Source organism: Pseudomonas sp. JAI120 (assembly GCF_014207255.1).
In the GTDB taxonomy this organism is placed as follows: Bacteria; Pseudomonadota; Gammaproteobacteria; order Pseudomonadales; family Pseudomonadaceae; genus Aquipseudomonas.
Map to the genome: position 1 here is coordinate 17,921 of NZ_JACHCZ010000008.1, position 16,811 is coordinate 34,731.

At 60.8% G+C, this 16,811-nt stretch carries 21 protein-coding genes; 11 read left to right on the forward strand and 10 right to left on the reverse strand.

Annotated elements, in window-relative coordinates:
- The first annotated feature begins 52 nt into the window (after positions 1-52).
- Positions 53-334, forward strand: a complete 282-nt coding sequence (locus tag HDC32_RS29140) for a GNAT family N-acetyltransferase (protein ID WP_027606976.1) — start codon at positions 53-55, stop codon at positions 332-334.
- A gap of 72 nt (positions 335-406) precedes the next feature.
- Here the strand turns inward: HDC32_RS29140 and HDC32_RS29145 are convergent, their stop codons facing one another.
- Positions 407-1,483: a 3-deoxy-7-phosphoheptulonate synthase gene (locus HDC32_RS29145; RefSeq protein WP_053130701.1), complete on the reverse strand. Its 1,077-nt coding sequence runs from the start codon at positions 1,481-1,483 to the stop codon at positions 407-409.
- A 130-nt stretch (positions 1,484-1,613) separates the two neighbouring features.
- The gene (locus tag HDC32_RS29150; RefSeq protein ID WP_131699531.1) at positions 1,614-2,048 is read right to left on the reverse strand and encodes a PilZ domain-containing protein; all 435 of its coding nucleotides are present in this window, start codon (positions 2,046-2,048) and stop codon (positions 1,614-1,616) included.
- Between HDC32_RS29150 and HDC32_RS29155 the strand changes: the two genes are divergently transcribed.
- From HDC32_RS29155 to cysB, 5 genes are all read left to right on the forward strand, one after another.
- On the forward strand, positions 2,047-2,433 hold the full coding sequence (locus HDC32_RS29155; protein ID WP_184746397.1) for a thioredoxin: 387 nt from the start codon (positions 2,047-2,049) through the stop codon (positions 2,431-2,433). The genes HDC32_RS29150 and HDC32_RS29155 overlap by 2 nt on opposite strands.
- Positions 2,430-3,392, forward strand: a complete 963-nt coding sequence (locus tag HDC32_RS29160) for a putative 2-dehydropantoate 2-reductase (protein ID WP_167656210.1) — start codon at positions 2,430-2,432, stop codon at positions 3,390-3,392. The genes HDC32_RS29155 and HDC32_RS29160 overlap by 4 nt, the downstream gene beginning before the upstream one ends.
- A 15-nt stretch (positions 3,393-3,407) precedes the next feature.
- On the forward strand, positions 3,408-4,325 hold the full coding sequence (locus HDC32_RS29165) for a 5'-nucleotidase (protein ID WP_184746399.1): 918 nt from the start codon (positions 3,408-3,410) through the stop codon (positions 4,323-4,325).
- Between the two features lie 53 nt (positions 4,326-4,378).
- Complete coding sequence (locus HDC32_RS29170; protein ID WP_131699527.1) at positions 4,379-4,879, forward strand: universal stress protein; 501 nt, start codon at positions 4,379-4,381, stop codon at positions 4,877-4,879.
- 104 nt (positions 4,880-4,983) lie between these two features.
- Positions 4,984-5,958 carry an HTH-type transcriptional regulator CysB gene (gene cysB / locus HDC32_RS29175; RefSeq protein WP_003189876.1) on the forward strand — a complete coding sequence of 325 codons (975 nt, stop codon included), beginning with the start codon at positions 4,984-4,986 and terminating at the stop codon, positions 5,956-5,958.
- Positions 5,959-5,963: 5 nt separating this feature from the next.
- Here the strand turns inward: cysB and HDC32_RS29180 are convergent, their stop codons facing one another.
- Both HDC32_RS29180 and HDC32_RS29185 read right to left on the reverse strand, forming a co-directional pair.
- Positions 5,964-6,446 (reverse strand): GreA/GreB family elongation factor, encoded by a 483-nt coding sequence (locus HDC32_RS29180; protein WP_167656209.1) that lies wholly within the window; start codon positions 6,444-6,446, stop codon positions 5,964-5,966.
- A gap of 5 nt (positions 6,447-6,451) precedes the next feature.
- Complete coding sequence (locus HDC32_RS29185; RefSeq protein WP_184746401.1) at positions 6,452-6,820, reverse strand: hypothetical protein; 369 nt, start codon at positions 6,818-6,820, stop codon at positions 6,452-6,454.
- A gap of 132 nt (positions 6,821-6,952) precedes the next feature.
- Here HDC32_RS29185 and earP point away from each other — a divergent pair, with 132 nt between their 5' ends.
- Together earP and HDC32_RS29195 are read left to right on the forward strand one after the other, a co-directional pair.
- Positions 6,953-8,086 carry an elongation factor P maturation arginine rhamnosyltransferase EarP gene (earP, locus tag HDC32_RS29190; RefSeq protein ID WP_184746402.1) on the forward strand — a complete coding sequence of 378 codons (1,134 nt, stop codon included), beginning with the start codon at positions 6,953-6,955 and terminating at the stop codon, positions 8,084-8,086.
- A 49-nt stretch (positions 8,087-8,135) separates the two neighbouring features.
- Positions 8,136-8,708, forward strand: coding sequence for an elongation factor P (locus HDC32_RS29195; RefSeq protein ID WP_003172723.1), 573 nt, complete (start codon positions 8,136-8,138; stop codon positions 8,706-8,708).
- A gap of 64 nt (positions 8,709-8,772) precedes the next feature.
- On the opposite strand, the gene HDC32_RS29200 is transcribed toward HDC32_RS29195, so the two are convergent.
- From HDC32_RS29200 to HDC32_RS29215, 4 genes are all read right to left on the reverse strand, one after another.
- Complete coding sequence (locus tag HDC32_RS29200; protein WP_167656206.1) at positions 8,773-9,789, reverse strand: alpha/beta hydrolase; 1,017 nt, start codon at positions 9,787-9,789, stop codon at positions 8,773-8,775.
- Between the two features lie 26 nt (positions 9,790-9,815).
- A complete protein-coding gene (locus tag HDC32_RS29205) occupies positions 9,816-10,235 on the reverse strand; it encodes an organic hydroperoxide resistance protein (RefSeq protein WP_034126737.1) in 420 nt (139 codons plus the stop codon).
- A gap of 237 nt (positions 10,236-10,472) precedes the next feature.
- On the reverse strand, positions 10,473-10,925 hold the full coding sequence (locus HDC32_RS29210; protein ID WP_167656205.1) for a MarR family winged helix-turn-helix transcriptional regulator: 453 nt from the start codon (positions 10,923-10,925) through the stop codon (positions 10,473-10,475).
- A gap of 81 nt (positions 10,926-11,006) precedes the next feature.
- A complete protein-coding gene (locus tag HDC32_RS29215; RefSeq protein WP_167656204.1) occupies positions 11,007-11,957 on the reverse strand; it encodes a LysR family transcriptional regulator in 951 nt (316 codons plus the stop codon).
- A 108-nt stretch (positions 11,958-12,065) separates the two neighbouring features.
- Here HDC32_RS29215 and HDC32_RS29220 point away from each other — a divergent pair, with 108 nt between their 5' ends.
- On the forward strand, positions 12,066-12,815 hold the full coding sequence (locus HDC32_RS29220; RefSeq protein ID WP_131699520.1) for a sulfite exporter TauE/SafE family protein: 750 nt from the start codon (positions 12,066-12,068) through the stop codon (positions 12,813-12,815).
- Here the strand turns inward: HDC32_RS29220 and HDC32_RS29225 are convergent.
- Positions 12,805-13,686, reverse strand: coding sequence for a LysR substrate-binding domain-containing protein (locus tag HDC32_RS29225; RefSeq protein WP_131699519.1), 882 nt, complete (start codon positions 13,684-13,686; stop codon positions 12,805-12,807). The genes HDC32_RS29220 and HDC32_RS29225 overlap by 11 nt on opposite strands.
- A 70-nt stretch (positions 13,687-13,756) precedes the next feature.
- Between HDC32_RS29225 and HDC32_RS29230 the strand changes: the two genes are divergently transcribed.
- The gene (locus tag HDC32_RS29230) at positions 13,757-13,963 is read left to right on the forward strand and encodes a DUF1127 domain-containing protein (RefSeq protein ID WP_237683153.1); all 207 of its coding nucleotides are present in this window, start codon (positions 13,757-13,759) and stop codon (positions 13,961-13,963) included.
- Between the two features lie 45 nt (positions 13,964-14,008).
- Complete coding sequence (locus tag HDC32_RS29235; protein WP_167656202.1) at positions 14,009-15,229, forward strand: winged helix-turn-helix domain-containing protein; 1,221 nt, start codon at positions 14,009-14,011, stop codon at positions 15,227-15,229.
- Positions 15,230-15,402: 173 nt separating this feature from the next.
- Here HDC32_RS29235 and HDC32_RS29240 read toward each other — a convergent pair whose 3' ends face one another.
- Positions 15,403-16,749: a class II 3-deoxy-7-phosphoheptulonate synthase gene (locus HDC32_RS29240; RefSeq protein WP_167656201.1), complete on the reverse strand. Its 1,347-nt coding sequence runs from the start codon at positions 16,747-16,749 to the stop codon at positions 15,403-15,405.
- Positions 16,750-16,811 lie beyond the last annotated feature (62 nt).

The window sequence follows — 16,811 nt, forward strand, 5'->3', positions numbered from 1 at the left end:
GAAAAACATCGGTAAGGTAGGGGTCAGAATCCAAGACCCGCGAGGAGTAGTGATGAGCGAGGCGTTGTCCATCCACCATGACCAGGCTGGTCATCAGTTCGAGACCAATGTGGACGGTCATCGTGCCTATCTGACCTATATGGACCTCGGGAAGCAGACCCTGGACATCTATCGGACCTTCGTGCCCAACGCACTGCGCGGCCGTGGCATTGCAGCTGCGTTGACCGAGGAAGCGTTGAAGTTTGCCGAAGAGCAAGGCTACACGGTGATCCCGTCGTGCTCCTATGTCGAACGCTACATGGAACGCCACCAGCGCCATGCCGCGAAGCTTTGAGGCATAAAACGCAGGATGAAAAACGCCGGGCTCAGCCCGGCGTTTTTGTGTGCGCATACTTCAGATACAGGTTCAGGTGCGTTTGCGTTTCGGCAATACGTCCTTGAGCTTGGCGTGCATGCTGCGCAGGGTATTTTCGGTGGCGGACCAGTCGATGCAGGCATCGGTGATCGACACGCCGTACTGCAAGTCGGCCAGGTCCTTTGGAATCGCCTGGCAACCCCAGTTCAAGTGGCTCTCGACCATCAGGCCGATAATCGACTGATTGCCTTCGAGGATCTGGTTGGCCACGTTTTCCATCACCAGCGGCTGCAGGGCCGGGTCCTTGTTGGAGTTGGCGTGGCTGCAGTCGACCATGATGTTCGGCTTGATCTTGGCCTTGTTCAACGCCTGCTCGCAGAGCGCAACGCTGACCGAGTCATAGTTGGGCTTGCCATTGCCGCCGCGCAACACCACGTGACCGTAGGCATTGCCCTTGGTGGTGACGATGGAGACGCCGCCTTCCTGGTTGATACCCAGGAAACGGTGAGGACTGGAGACCGATTGCAGCGCGTTGATCGCCACGGTCAGGCCGCCGTCGGTGCCGTTCTTGAAGCCTACGGCCGAAGACAGACCGGATGCCATTTCGCGGTGGGTCTGCGACTCGGTGGTGCGCGCGCCGATGGCCGACCAGCTGATCAGGTCCTGCAGGTACTGCGGGGAAATCGGGTCGAGGGCTTCGGTGGCAGTGGGCAGGCCCATTTCGGCCAGGTCCAGCAGCAATTTCCGACCGATGTGCAAACCGTCCTGGATCTTGAACGAGTCGTCCAGGTACGGGTCGTTGATCAAGCCTTTCCAGCCGACGGTGGTACGCGGTTTCTCGAAATAGACGCGCATCACCAGGTACAAGGTGTCGGACACTTCTGCCGCCAGTACTTTTAGGCGCTCGGCGTATTCGTGAGCAGCCTTGAGGTCGTGGATCGAGCAAGGCCCGATCACGACGAAGAGGCGGTGGTCGGTGCCATCGAGAATGTCACGGATGACTTCGCGGCCCTTGGTGACGGTCTGCAGGGCAGCGTCGCTTAAAGGGATTTCGCGCTTGAGCTGATCGGGTGTGATCAGGGTCTCGTTGGATTCGACGTTTAGGTCATTGATCGGTAAATCAGCCATCGTGTTACTCGCCAGGGTCACGGGTGCCGGCCGCCAGCCATCCCCGTGCGGCGGGCACAGCATGATTGGAATACAGGGGGGAGGAACCTTAGCGCGTAACACGGGCCCGCGACAATGGGCAAAGCCCGCTTTAATCCCGCGCTGGTCGCACAAATGTCTCATGGGAGAACTCGCCCGCATGGCGCGCCACCCACTCACGGGCCAGGGCTTCGAGTTGCTGCGGGGTCGGTTCGGCATCTTCATGCTGGCGGCAGTAGCGCTCTATCCGGCATGCTTGCTCACCCATTCGCGCACCGAACAACGCATGTTCATCGGTAAACGAAATGCCCACGCGGTAGCCGTTTTCCACCTTGCGACACCACGCCACATAACCTGGATAGCGGGCGCTGGCGCCCAGGGAGGGAATGAGCAGATCAACGGCCGTGCCCTGGCGCCACGCGCGCGGCCAATTGCAGGCGACGCCGCCCAGGCCGATAGTGAGCAGGCGTTGGCGGGGGATGGCAGGAGAGGGGCGTTGGATTAACTCGACAGCGACATCATCAGGGTGAGGTAAAAAACGACCCATGTACACGGACTCCGAGCACCGTCCAGTTGACGGCGGTGGCAGCAGTATAGTGAAGGAACTGGAATTGACCGACCTGGATATTGACCAGCAATTGTTGGGATTGCCAGGTATTTCGCTGGTGGTGTTCACCAGCGTGGGGTGTTCCAGTTGCCGTTGGGCGCGCCAGCAATTGCCGGGCTGGCGTTTGCCGGTGGACCGCGTGTGCTGGGTGGATGCCGGGCACAACGGCGGTGCGGTCGAACGCTACCAGATCTTTCATTTGCCGGCGTTGTTTGTGGTGTGCGAGGGTCAATTCTTCGGGCAGATACAGACACGCCTTACGCCTGCTGACACCTGCGAAGCAGTAAAAATAGCGCTTACCCGCGCCCCGGAGGATTTGCCATGACTGCACTTGCACCCCAGACGCCACGTATCGGCATTATCGGAACCGGCGCCATTGGTGGCTTCTATGGAGTGATGCTGGCACGCGCGGGCTTCGACGTGCACTTCCTGCTGCGCAGCGAATACGCGGCGGTCAGCGAGCACGGCCTGCGCGTCAATAGCAGTGTGCATGGCAATCTGCTGCTGCACCCGGTGCAGGCCTACGCCCGTGCCGCGGACATGCCGCCGTGCGACTGGCTGCTGGTGGGCACCAAGTCCACGGGCAATGTCGAGCTGGCCCCGACCCTCGCCCAGGTCGCGGCGCCGGACGCCAAGGTGGTGTTGCTGCAAAACGGCCTGGATGTCGAAGACAGTCTGCGTGAACACCTGCCGCCATCGCTGCATCTACTGGGCGGGCTGTGCTACATCGGCGTACACCGCTCTGCACCTGGCGTCGTCGAACATCAGGCGTTGGGCCGGGTCAACCTGGGCTACCACAGCGGCACGGCGGCCAACGATGAGAGCTGCCAGAAGGCTATTGTCGAAGCCGGCGCTGCGTTGTTTCATAAGGCCGGCATCGAATCCCAAGCCATGGCCAATGTGCATCAGGCCCGCTGGCACAAGCTGGTGTGGAACGTCCCCTACAACGGCCTCTCGGTGTTGCTGGGCGCGGGCACCACGGCGATGATGGCGGACCAATCCAGCCGTGAGCTGATCCAGGCGCTGATGGCCGAAGTGGTGCAGGGCGCCCATGCCTGTGGCCATGAAATTCCCGGCAGTTACGCCGAGCAGATGTTCGCCATGACGGAAACCATGGACGATTACCTGCCCAGCATGTACCACGACCATGTGCACAAACGCCCGCTGGAACTGGCGGCGATCTATGCGCGACCGCTCGCTGCCGCCAAGGCCGCGGGTTGCGAATTGCCGCGAATGCAGGCGCTGTACCAGGCCTTGAGTTTTATTGATCGGCATAACCGCTGATTCGGGGGACGTACCATGGCAAAGGGATTGGGCGACAAACTGGTGCTGGCGATTTCTTCGCGGGCGCTGTTCGACCTGAGCGACAGCCACAAGGTCTACCTGGCCCAAGGGGTGGAGGCCTACCGTAAATATCAGATCGAACACGAGGAAGAGACCCTTGAGCCCGGTGACGCCTTTCCGCTGGTCAAGAAGCTGCTGAGCCTCAATGCCAGCCTGGGCCGTGCTCGGGTCGAGGTGGTACTGGTATCGCGTAACAGTGCCGACACCGGCCTGCGTGTATTCAACTCGATTCAGCACTACGGCCTGGATATTTCCCGTGCCGCTTTCGTAGGCGGACGTAGTCCTTATCCTTATTTAGCTGCGTTTGGCTGCCATCTGTTTCTTTCCACCCATGCTGAAGATGCACGCAGTGCCCTCGATGCCGGCTTTGCCGCCGCGACGATTCTGTCGGGCGGTCCGCGCCGGGCGTCCAGCGAGGAGCTGCGGATCGCCTTTGACGGTGACGCGGTGCTGTTCTCCGATGAGTCGGAGCGCGTGTATCAGGCCGGCGGGTTGGAGGCGTTCCAGGCCAGCGAGCGCGAGTCGGCGCGGCAACCTTTGCACGGCGGTCCCTTCAAGGGGTTCCTGGCGGCACTCAACTTGTTGCAGCGTGAGTTTCCAGACGAGGCCTGCCCGATCCGCACAGCCTTGGTCACCGCCCGTTCGGCGCCTTCTCACGAGCGGGTGATTCGTACCTTGCGTGAGTGGGATATCCGACTGGATGAGTCATTGTTTCTCGGCGGCCTGGAGAAGTCCGCATTCCTGGAGGCGTTTGCCGCTGATGTGTTTTTCGATGACCAGGCCGGGCATTGCGAGAAGGCCCGGGAGGTGGTGGCCACCGGGCATGTGCCCCATGGCATCAGTAACGAGGTGAGGATTCAGGCCGAGAGTTAGGGGCGCTGCTAAGCTCATTCAATCTCCTCCATTCCGGCTGTCCAGGAGGTTTTATGATTCGTTCGATGCTGTACGCCACGGACCTTGGTCTGTATGCGCCGTATGTGATGCAACATGCACTGGCGCTGGCGCGGACGTTCAAGGCTGACCTGTATGTGATTCACGCGGTTGAACCGATTGGGCTGTTCGCCGAATCGGTGTTGCAGAGCTACCTTGATGAACAGGCCTTGAGTGAGTGGCAGACCCAGGGTTTGAGCACGGTGATGGCGACTATCGAGCAGCGGGTGCTCGACAGCTTTCGCGAGGAGTTGGGAGAGGGTGAGCAGGATTTGAAGTTGATCCGCTCGGTACGGGTGATCCAGGGGGACCCGTGTGAGGTGATTCTCGACCAGTTGCGCAAACTGTCCGTCGACCTGCTGATCGTCGGCAGTCACAGCCATGCCGCGGCGGCCGCCACACCGCTTGGGCGCACCGCTGCACGGGTGCTGCAGCTGTCTAACGTGCCGGTTTATCTGGTGCCTTCCTTACAGCGTCGACGCAGCGATGACGTGTGAGGGATAGAAAATGATAAAAGGTTCTAGATTTATCTGTCTAACCTTTAATATAGTTATATACCGTCGCTGATACCCACGGCGTCTACCTGCTTTGAGGGATACATATGAAGCTTCAACAACTGCGCTACATCTGGGAAGTGGCGCACCACGACCTCAACGTTTCCGCTACCGCTCAAAGCCTTTACACCTCGCAACCGGGTATCAGCAAGCAGATCCGCCTGCTCGAAGACGAGTTGGGCGTCGAAGTGTTCGCGCGCAGCGGCAAGCACCTCACCCGTGTCACCCCGGCCGGTGAACGCATCATCACCACCGCCGGCGAGATCCTGCGCAAAGTCGAGAGCATCAAGCAGATCGCCCAGGAGTTCTCCAACGAGAAGAAAGGCACCCTGTCGATTGCCACTACCCACACCCAGGCGCGTTATGCGTTGCCGCCGGTAATCCGTGATTTTATCAAGCAATACCCGGACGTCGCGCTGCACATGCACCAGGGTTCACCGATGCAGATCGCCGAGATGGCCGCTGACGGCACCGTCGATTTCGCCATCGCCACCGAAGCCCTGGAGCTGTTCGGTGACCTGGTGATGATGCCGTGCTACCGCTGGAACCGTTGTGTCGTCGTGCCCCAAGGCCACCCATTGGCCAAGTTGCCGAAGCTGACCCTGGAAGCCCTGGCCGAATACCCGATCGTGACCTACGTCTTCGGTTTCACCGGCCGCTCCAAGCTCGACGAAGCCTTCAGCCATCGGGGCCTGACGCCGAAAGTGGTGTTCACCGCCGCCGACGCCGACGTCATCAAGACCTATGTTCGCCTGGGCCTGGGCGTGGGTATCGTTGCCAAGATGGCAGTCGATACCAACCTCGATAAAGACTTGGTGGTGCTCGATGCCAGTGAGCTGTTCGAGTCCAGCGTGACCAAGATCGGCTTCCGTCGTGGCACCTTCCTGCGGGGCTTCATGTGCGACTTCATCGAGAAGTTCGCGCCGCACCTGACCCGTGAAGTCATGGCCAAGGCGATCCAGTGCCACAACAAACAGGAACTGGAAGAGCTGTTCGACGGCGTGGAATTGCCCGTCCATTAAGGGGGTTATTTGGCCTCGGTAACCGTAAAGTGTTGCCGGGCGCCTGCCACCAGAATCTCCACCTCATCCCCTTCGAACTTGCCCAGCAGGCTTTTGCCCAAGGGTGAGCGTGGGGTGATGACGGTCACCGGTTGCCCGACCACGTCCACCTTCAAACCCGCTGCATCCGGTGCCAGGAACAGCCACTGCTGGCGGCCGTTCTCGTCTTCCAGGCCCAGCAGTGTGCCGACTTCTATGCCACGTTGATCATCGTACCCACGCAGAGGAAGGTTCTGGCACAGCACCAGCGCCTGCTTGATTTCCTCGACGCGCTTGGCTTGTCCGGCTGCCAGATAAGACGCCTCCAGCCCGAGGGTGTCGTATTTGTTCTCGGCGATATTTTCTTCGTGGGTTGCGGTTTCGTAGGCGGTCTGGGCGGCGCGCCGGGCGATGTCGAGGTCGGCGGTGAGCTTTTCCAGGATCAACTGGTGAACAGCGTGTTTATTCATGGTCATCAATCGCAGAATTGCAGGACATTGGCCCGGGTCTTTTCATTCGGTGCGTTCTGGTCCTGCTGCAGCCAAAACTGGCATTTTGGGTTGGACAGGTTGCGTGCGTTGTTGCGGGCCTGGTCCAGGGCCTGCTGTTGTTCCTGCTTCTGCAGGTTCTGTTGGTACTGCTCGAACATACGGTTCGGCGGCTCCAGCGCAACCGGTGCAGGTTTACCCAGTTGCTGAACGGCCTGGGCTACAGGCGCCAGGCTTTGCGGGAACAGATAGCGCGACGCCAGCCAGGTGGTCAGTGCAATGGCGATAAACCCCAGCCACACCCCCAGGGCAATGGCGAGCGTGAGTTTGGGCAGCGACAACGAGCGATCAGACATGATGGCCTCCTGGCAGGCATTAACGGCATGGCGGCGATTGTCGCACAGCCACTGTGCAGAATAATCGCGATCAAGCCTTCTGCATCGGCGCATTTATGCGGACAATCGAGCCTTTGAGCGTTGGAGCCCGGAATGAAAGCCCGCTGGGATATTTTTTGCAGCGTCGTCGATAACTACGGCGACATTGGCGTGACCTGGCGCCTGGCCCGGCAATTGGTGGCAGAGCAGGGGTGCGAGGTGCGCTTGTGGGTCGACGACCTGCGCGCCTTCGAGCGTATGTGTCCCGAGATTGATGTGCGCCTGGACCAGCAATGGCAAGAGGGTGTCGATGTGCGCCATTGGCCAGCTGTGTGGTCGAGCGCCCCGGCAGCCGATGTGGTGATCGCCGCCTTCGCCTGCCAGTTGCCGCCTGATTACATGGAAGCCATGGCCGCGCGTGAACGCACGCCGTTGTGGATGAACCTGGATTACCTCAGTGCCGAAGACTGGGTGGTGGGGTGTCATCGGTTGCCGTCGGTGAAGTTCAAGGGCGTGCAGAAGTACTTCTTTTTTCCGGGGTTCCGACCCGGCACGGGGGGGCTGTTACGCGAGGCAGGGTTGCTGGAACAGCGTCAGGCGTTTCAACAGGATGCCGCTGCGCAGCGGCAATTCCTGCACGCGTTGGGTGTGTTTCCGGCAGCGGGTGTGCGGCTGATCTCGTTGTTCGCCTACGAAAACGCTGGGCTGGCCAGTTGGCTGGACGTACTCTCGACCGACGGGCATGCCACTCATCTCTTGGTCCCTGAAGGGCGCATCCTCGGGGATGTGCAGCATTGGCTCGGTGTCGAAGGCCTGTCGGTGGGGGACCTGCATCAGCGCGACGCGCTGACTGTGCAGGTGCTGCCGTTTGTGCGCCAGGAGCAATATGACCGCCTGCTGTGGTGTTGCGACTTCAACGCCGTACGCGGCGAAGACTCGTTCGTGCGCGCCCAATGGGCCGGGCGGCCGCTGTTGTGGCATATCTATCGCCAGGACGAAGACATCCATCTGGACAAGCTCGATGCCTTCCTCGACCTGTACACCGCCGCCCTGTCGCCGGCCGCAAAGGCTGCCCTGGTTGAACTCTGGCAAGCCTGGAACACTGATGGCGATATGGCACAACCGTGGAAAATGCTGCTGGAGCACTGGCCTGAGTTGAGTCAGCACGCGCAGACGTGGTGTCTGGAACAGGGCTTGCAGGCAGATCTTGCGACGGCGCTGGTACAGTTTTATGAAAGTTGGATATGATACGCGACCTTGATTTTTGTAAATCCCATCCAAATTTCGGATATACGCAATGAAAACTGGTAAAGAACTGAAACCCGGTACAGTGATCCGTCTCGAAAACGACCCTTGGCTGGTTCAGAAAGCTGAGTTCACCAAGTCTGGTCGTAACAGCGCAATCATGAAGACCAAGCTGAAGAACCTGCTGACCGGTTACAAGACCGAGATCGTCTACAGCGCCGATGACAAACTGGATGACGTGATCCTCGACCGCAAAGAAGCGACCCTGTCCTTCATCAGCGGCGACACCTACACGTTCATGGACACCACCGACTACACCATGTACGAGCTGAACGCTGAAGATATCGAAGCTGTTCTGCCGTTCATCGAAGAAGGCATGGAAGACGTCTGCGAAGCTATTTTCTTCGAAGAGCGCCTGGTTTCCGTAGAGCTGCCGACCACTATCGTGCGTAAGGTTGCCTACACCGAAGGTTCCGCTCGCGGCGACACTTCGGGCAAAGTGATGAAGCCTGCCAAACTGAGCAACGGTACCGAACTGCAAGTAGCCGATTTCATCGAAATCGACGACCTGATCGAGATCGACACCCGCGAAGGTGGTTCGTACAAAGGTCGCGCCAAGAAGTAATTCTGGCCTCGCCGATACGAAAAAAGCCCGACCTTGCGTCGGGCTTTTTCGTGAGCGCTGCTTTTTACTTCAGGTGCTGCTTCAGCTCGTCCGATGCCTGCAGCAAGGCCGAACGCACGGCTGGTACCTGGCTGACCACATTGAGCAAACCGTAGTCGTGGATCATGCCGTTATAGCGCACGGCCGTCACGGGAACCCCGGCCTGGTCCAGCTTGCGCGCATAGGCTTCGCCTTCGTCACGCAATACATCGGCACCGGCAGTCTGAATCAGCGCGGGCGGCAAGCCCTTGAGCTGATCCGTGGTCGCCCGCAACGGCGAGGCGTAGATCTCGGCCCGCTGGTTGGCGTCGGTGGTGTAGTTGTCCCAGAACCACTTCATCATGTTCCTGGTGAGGAAGTGCCCTTCGGCGTACTGGTTGTAGGACGCCGTCTCGAAGTTGGCATCGGTCACCGGCCACAACAGCAACTGGAACTTGATCGCGGGTGTGCCCTTGTCCTTCGCCATCAGGCTGACGACGGCTGCCATATTGCCGCCGACACTATTGCCCGCGACCGCCAGGCGTTTGCCGTCGACGTTGATGTCCTTGCCATGCTCGGCGACCCACTTGGTTGCGCCGTAGGCCTGGTTGATCGCCACCGGGTAGTGCGCTTCCGGTGAAGGCGTGTAGTTGACGAAGACCGCCACGGCTCCCGAACCCACCACCAGATCGCGCACCAGGCGCTCGTGAGTCGGGTAATCCCCCAAGACCCAGCCGCCGCCGTGAAAGAACATGAACACCGGCAATGTGCCCTTGACCCCGGCTGGCCGCACGATGGTCAGGTCCAGCGGCTGGCCATCGACCTGAATGGTCTTCTGGCTCACGTCCGCCTTGGGCAAGGTCAACTTCACACCGGCCTGGGCACCCGTCAGTACGGCGCGGGCTTCCTTGGGCGTCAGTTGTTCCATCGGTTTGCCGGTGCCGGCGTTCAACACATCCAGGAAGGCCTGGGTGTTGTGTTCAACGTCGCCATTGGCGGCGAAAGCGTGAGTGACGGACAGGGCGAGCAGGCTGCCGGTCAGCACTTTGGCAAATGTGTTCATGTTCTTCTCCAGTGACATCGGCGGGGTTAGACGGTTACGTGCAGGCGCACATCGACGTTGCCACGGGTGGCGTTGGAGTACGGGCAGACTTGGTGAGCGGCGTCGACCAGGCTTTGCGCGTCGTCCTGGGCCAGGCCTGGCAGGCTGACGTGCAGGTCGATATCCAGGCCGAAACCACCAGGGATCTGGCCGATGCCGACGTGGGCAGTGATCGAGGCATCATCCGGGATTTTGCGTTTGGTCTGGCTGGCGACGAATTTCAGGGCGCCGATAAAGCAAGCCGAGTAACCGGCGGCGAACAGTTGTTCCGGATTGGTGGCCTGGCCGCCGGCTCCGCCCAATTCTTTGGGGGTGGAGAGTTTGACGTCGAGGATGTTGTCGCTGGAAACAGCGCGACCATCACGGCCGCCGGTGGCGGTGGCTACTGCGGTATAGAGCGTTTGCATGGTGTCGTCCTCTTGGTTATTAGCGCTAAAGTTTTGTGCGCTAAGTAGTTGGTGAGGCAAATGTATAGCGCTAATGTTTTGCGCGCAAGATAAATGTATAAATATTTTTTCAGTCGCTGCAAACCAATGTGAGAGGGGGCTTGCTCCCGATAGCGGTGTTTCAGTCAAAAGATTCGTCGACTGATAAACCGTCATCGTGAGCAAGCCCCCTCCCACATGTTGAGCGTTTTGCTGTGTTTAGATCGCGTTCTGCAGGTTGCCCCGCAACGCGAGCAAGTCAGCCTGCAGCTTGCGCAATTGGTCCAGCTCCAAACCGCTGGCGCCGAGAATGCACTGTGGAATACCCATGGCCTTTTCCTGCAAGGCACGCCCAGCGCAGGTCAGTTCCACCACCACCACGCGCTCATCTTCACGGCTGCGGGTGCGGCTGAGCAGGCCTTCGGCTTCCAGGCGCTTGAGCAGTGGCGTCAGGGAGCCCGGGTCGGTCAGCAGGCGGCTGCTGATTTCGCCGACGGTCAAACCATCTTCTTCCCAAAGCACCATCATGGCCAGGTACTGCGGGTAGGTCAGACCGAGGGCGTGCAGCAGCGGTTTGTAGACCTTGGTCATCAGCAGCGATGTGGAGTGCAGGGCGAAACACAGTTGATTGTCCAGCAACAGGGAATCGCACGCGGTGGGATTTTTGCTCATGGTGGTGCCTCAAAAAAAGCGTGTCTACGCTGGAATCTAGCGGGCAAATCTTTAATGCGCCAGATAATTCTGTCCCCGCGGTCAGACCAACCCGCTTTGCAGGGCCAGATCCCAAGGCGGCACGGGGCTGAATCGGGACTTGAGGTATTCCAGCAACAAGCGGCTGCGCGCATTGGGCTGCTGTTCCAGCCGCAGTGCGTAGATCCCGGTGGTCTCCGGGCTGGGCAGGCCGTCCTCGCAAAACAGCGGCAGCAATTCCCCGCGCACCAGGTATTCACTGGCCAGCCAGGTGGGAAGATGGGCGATGCCCAGCCCGGCGAGAGCGCCCGATAGCAGCGCTTCAGCGTTGTTGGCGCTCATGCGGATGCGCCGCGGGCGATGCGTTGCACGTCGCCCGTCCAACTCAAAGCGCCACGCGAACATCGGCGCCAGGCCGTCCCAATCCAGGCCGTCATGCTCGCTCAATTCGCGGGGGTGAGCCGGGGTGCCACGGTTTTTCAGGTAGGCCGGGCTGGCGCACGCGATGCGCACGATACTGGCCAGGGGCGTGGCGATCAGCCGTGTATCGACGATATGCCCGGCGCGCAGCACCAAGTCGACCTTGCCCAAGTGCGCGCCCTGCATATCGACAAAGCTGTCGATCAGATGCAGGTGCACATCCAATCCGGGGTAAACGTTCAAGAAGTCGGCAATCACCGGCGCCAGGTGCCGGCGACCGAACGCTGCCGGTGCATCCACGCGAATCAGCCCTTCCGGCGCATGACTCAGGGAAGCGGCCTCTGCCCGTGCGAGTTGCAACTCGCTGACAATCCGCCGTGCCCGTTCAGCGAAGGCCAGGCCCGCCGGGGTCGGCACCACCGCGTGGGTGCTGCGCTGGAACAAGCGGCTGCCCACGGAGCTTTCCAGGCTGTCGATGCGCCGCGCCACCGCCGAGGGTGTCAGCGGATGGCGACGTGCTGCGGCGGAAAAGCTGCCCGTTTCCAATACATCGAGAAACAGGCTCAGTTGATCGGTCAGCGTATTGGGATTCATCGATGCGCGCTTATGCGAGATTGGCATAGCCATTGTGCGTTGCTGTGCGTTTCCGCGCCAGAGTCGACTGCGTAGCATGCAGGTCTTGAGAATGGGGAGTAGCGAGCGGTGTTGGATTTAGCGGTGTACCTGGTATTGGGCGTGGCCCTCGGCACGGTGGGTGGCCTGTTTGGTATTGGCGGTGGGTTGATTGCGATCCCGGTACTCGGCGTATGGTTCGGCCTGGACCAACAACTTGCCCAAGGCACGGCGTTGGTCATGGTGGTGCCGAATGTGATGCTCGCCCTGTGGCGTTACCACCAGCGCAATCGCATCGAACTGCGGCACGCGCTGCCCTTGGGCATCATGGGGTTCAGCTTTGCCTGGCTTGGTTCGATCTGGGCCGTGGGGCTCGACGCAGGTGCCATGCGCATCGGCTTTATTGTGTTTCTGCTGACGCTTTCGGCTTACAACCTGCTGCGTATGTTCACGCGGAATGCGCCGCCGACGGCACACATGCGTTACTCCTGGCCTTGGCTTGGCGTGTTGGGCGCGGCGTCCGGTTCCATGGGCGGTTTGTTCGGGGTTGGCGGCGCGGTGGTGGCCACTCCCGTGCTCACCAGCCTGTTCGGCACCACCCAGGTCGTCGCCCAAGGGTTGTCCCTGGCCTTGGCGTTGCCCAGCACGGGTGTGACGCTGGTCACCTATGCCTGGCACCACGAGGTGGACTGGATGATCGGCGTGCCGCTCGCCGTCGGCGGCCTGCTCAGTATCAGCTGGGGCGTGAAGGTTGCCCATGCGTTGCCGGAGCGTGTCTTGCGCGGCCTGTTTTGCGGCTTCCTGGTGGTGTGTGCGGTGATGCTGACGTTTAAAGTCTGAAGCCTTCGACGATGTATTCGGCCAGGCATTCGGTGATGGGCGAGGTCATTTGCGGATTGCGCAGCAAGTGCAGATTCATAGAGGGCAGCGCTGGGAAACCCTCGTCGCTGCCGAGTACTCGCAAGTCTTCAGTCACCAGGCTTTCCATGCAGATCATGGCAGCCAGGCCGGCACTCACCACTGCCAGGATCGCCGCGACGTTGGTGCTGTGATACGCCAGGCGATAATCCCGCCCGGTTGCATCCAGTGCGGCCTGGGTCCACTGCGTGTACACGCAGTCGGCACCGGACACCGCCAGGGGCACGGCATCGTGCTCTTCCACACAAAAACATGGCGCGGCTGCCCATACCATGCGCTCTGTGCGCAAAAGCTCGCCGATTTCCTTGCCAGGCTCGCGGCTGATAACGGTCAGCGCCAGATCCCGTCGCTGCATCAGCACCGTTGACGACTCGCAATGCAGCTCGATCTGGATCAGCGGGTAGGCCTTGGAGAACCGCTTGAGGATCCCTGGAAGGAAACGCATCACGTAGTCGTCCGGCGTACCGATACGTACCAACCCCACCATATGCGGCTCGCGTAGGGTGTTGAACACCTCGCTGTGGAGCTTCAAGATGCGCCGCGCATAACCCAGCAACACCTGGCCCTCGGGCGTCAGCCGCACCTGCCTGCCATCGCGCTCGAACAGCTTGCGCTGCAACACGTCTTCCTCCAGACGCTTCATCTGCATGCTCACCGCCGATTGGGTGCGGTTAACCAGTTCACCGGCGCGGGTGAAACCGCCCTGGTCGGCGATGGCGACGAAGGTACGCAGCACTTCAGTGTCGATGCTCGGGTAGCCGGACAATTGATCAATCTCCGAGATGTGTTGCATAAGAAACATTCGTTGGATTGATCATATTGCACGGCACACACTTGCGTCATCCCCACTGGAGGGCGAGAAGATGAAAGGTCAGAAAGGTTTCGTGTTGATCACCAAACGGCCGTTTTCCAGGCTGCTGCAAGTGGTATTGCGTTGGCAGGTGTTGCGCCACGAACGGCAGGTGCTGGCGAGCATGAACGATGATGCGCTCAAGGACATCGGCCTCAGCCGTGCCGATGTGGAGCGTGAGAGCCATCGGCATTTCTGGGAAGATCCACTGCGAAAATGACCCCGGATGCAGTAGGGTAGGTCGCGAGCATTCAAGGAGATTCCCATGCCCGCCGACTTGTCCTTTTCCCTCAAGCAAGCTCGACGCATGGCGCTGGCGGCCCAGGGATTTTCAGGGCGCCAGGCGCCTGCGCTGATAAAAGCTGCGCACCTCAACCGCGTGATCGAGCGCTTGGGCGTGTTGCAGATTGACTCGGTCAATGCGCTGGTGCGCTCTCACTACTTGCCGCTGTTTTCCCGCCTGGGCAATTACTCCCCATTGATGCTTGAACAAGCGGCCTGGAGCCAGGGCCGACGACGCTCGTTGTTTGAGTATTGGGGGCACGAGGCCTCGCTGCTGCCAATGGCGTTGTACCCGTTGATGCGTTGGCGTATGGAGCGAGCGCAGCAGGGGCGCGGCATCTATTCGCAGATGGCGCGCTTCGGTCGTGAGCAACAGGCCACGATCCAGCGCGTTTTGCAGACCGTCGAACAGCAGGGCGCGCTCGGCGCGGGCAGTTTGTCGACCCGCGAAGAGCGGGCCGGACCCTGGTGGGACTGGAGCGATGAAAAGCATGCGCTTGAGTGGCTGTTCGCCGCCGGCCTGGTTACCGTTGCCGGCAGGCGTGGTTTCGAGCGGCTCTATGACTTGCCCGAGCGCGTCATCCCTGGCGACATCCTCCAGCAGGCGCCGTTGACCGAGGCCGAGGCCCAACGTGGCCTGTTGCTGCACAGCGCCACCGCCTTGGGTGTAGGTACCGAAAAAGACCTACGCGACTACTTCCGTCTTGACCCCGCCGACAGTCGCAGTCGCCTGGCGGAATTGGTCGAGGACGGGCACTTGCAGGTTTGCCAGGTGCAAGGCTGGAAGCAGGCAGCCTACTGTCTGCCCGAGCCCAAAGTGCCGCGCAAGGTGTCGGCCAGCGCACTGCTGTCGCCCTTCGACTCGCTGGTCTGGGAGCGCAGCCGTACCGAGCGCCTGTTCGATTTCCGCTACCGGCTGGAGATCTACACCCCGCAAGACAAACGGGTGTACGGCTACTACGTGCTGCCGTTTTTGCACAACGAGCGGATCGCCGCACGTATCGACCTGCGGGCCGAACGCGCCAACGGACGCCTGGCCGTGCATGCGGTGCATGAGGAAGAGCCGGGGCTGGATGAGGAGGGGATGTTGGTGCTGGCGTTGAACCTGCGGCAAATGGCCGACTGGCTGGGGCTCGAACATATCCAGCTCAATTGCCAGCGGCCGAGTGCCGACCGCTTGCGGTTAGCCATGCTGCACTTGTAGGAGGAAGGTACTTTCGTGGCGAGCGGGCTTGCCCTGCGTTGGGCTGCGAAGCAGCCCCAGTAAGATCACTGAATTGGTTCAGGCGGAATTGCGGCGTGGGTTTTGGGGCGGCTTCGCCACCTGACGCGGGGCAAGCCCGCTCGCCACAACAAGCCCTATTTTCCAAACGTCTGCTAGCGTTTGACCTGCTTCAATGTCTCGGCAATCAGGAACGCCAACTCCAGCGACTGATCGGCGTTCATCCGTGGGTCGCAGTGGGTGTGGTAGCGGTCCGACAAGCCATCTTCGGTGATCGGCCGCGCGCCGCCGATGCACTCGGTGACGTTCTGCCCGGTCATCTCGATATGAATCCCGCCAGCATACGTGCCCTCGGCCTGGTGGACCTGGAAGAACTCCTTGACCTCACCGAGGATCTGCGCGAAGTCGCGGGTCTTGTAGCCGCTGCTGGCCTTGATGGTGTTGCCGTGCATCGGATCGGAGCTCCACAGCACCTGCTTGCCTTCGCGCTGCACGGCGCGAATCAGGTTGGGCAGGTGGTCGCCGACCTTGCCTGCACCCATGCGCGCGATCAGGTTGAGGCGGCCGGGGTCGTTGTCGGGGTTGAGGATGTCGATCAGACGGATCAGGTCATCGGGGTTCATGCTCGGGCCGACTTTGACGCCGATCGGGTTATTCACCCCGCGCAGGAATTCGACATGAGCGCCATCCAACTGACGGGTGCGGTCGCCGATCCACAGCATGTGGGCCGAGCAGTCGTAGTAGTCGTTGGTCAGGCTGTCGCGGCGCACGAAGGCTTGTTCGTAGTTGAGCAGCAGCGCTTCATGGGCGGTGAAGAAACTGGTTTCGCGTAACTGCGGCGAGCTGTCCATGCCGCAGGCGCGCATGAAAGCCAGCGTTTCGTCGATGCGGTCGGCCAACTGGCTGTATTTTTCGGCCAGGGCGGAGTTGGCGATAAAGTCCAGGTTCCACTTGTGCACCTGGTGCAGGTCGGCAAAACCGCCCTGGGCGAAGGCGCGCAGCAGGTTGAGGGTGGCGGTGGACTGGTGGTAGGACTGCAGCAGGCGGTCCGGGTCCGGCACGCGGCTTTTTTCGTCGAAGCCGATGCCGTTGACGATATCGCCACGGTAGGCGGGCAGGGTGATGCCTTCAATGGTCTCATCGTTGGCCGAGCGCGGCTTGGCGAACTGGCCGGCCATGCGCCCGACTTTCACCACCGGGCAGCCGGCGGCGAAGGTCATCACGATTGCCATCTGCAACAGCACCTTGAAGGTGTCGCGGATTTTTGCGGCGGAGAACTCGGCAAAGCTCTCGGCGCAGTCGCCACCTTGCAGCAGGAACGCGCGACCTTGGGTCACCTCGGCAAACTGACGGCGCAACTCGCGGGCTTCCCCGGCAAATACCAGCGGCGGATAGCTGGCCAGGCTCTGCTCCACTTGCAACAAGTGCGCAGCGTCCGGGTACTGGGGTTGTTGCTGGATTGGCAGGGCGCGCCAGCTGTCGGGGCTCCAGGGTTGGCTCATCATGAACTCGATTGGGTGGTTGACGGTCGGGCGTCAATGTTATCAGCAATTAGTGCGTGACC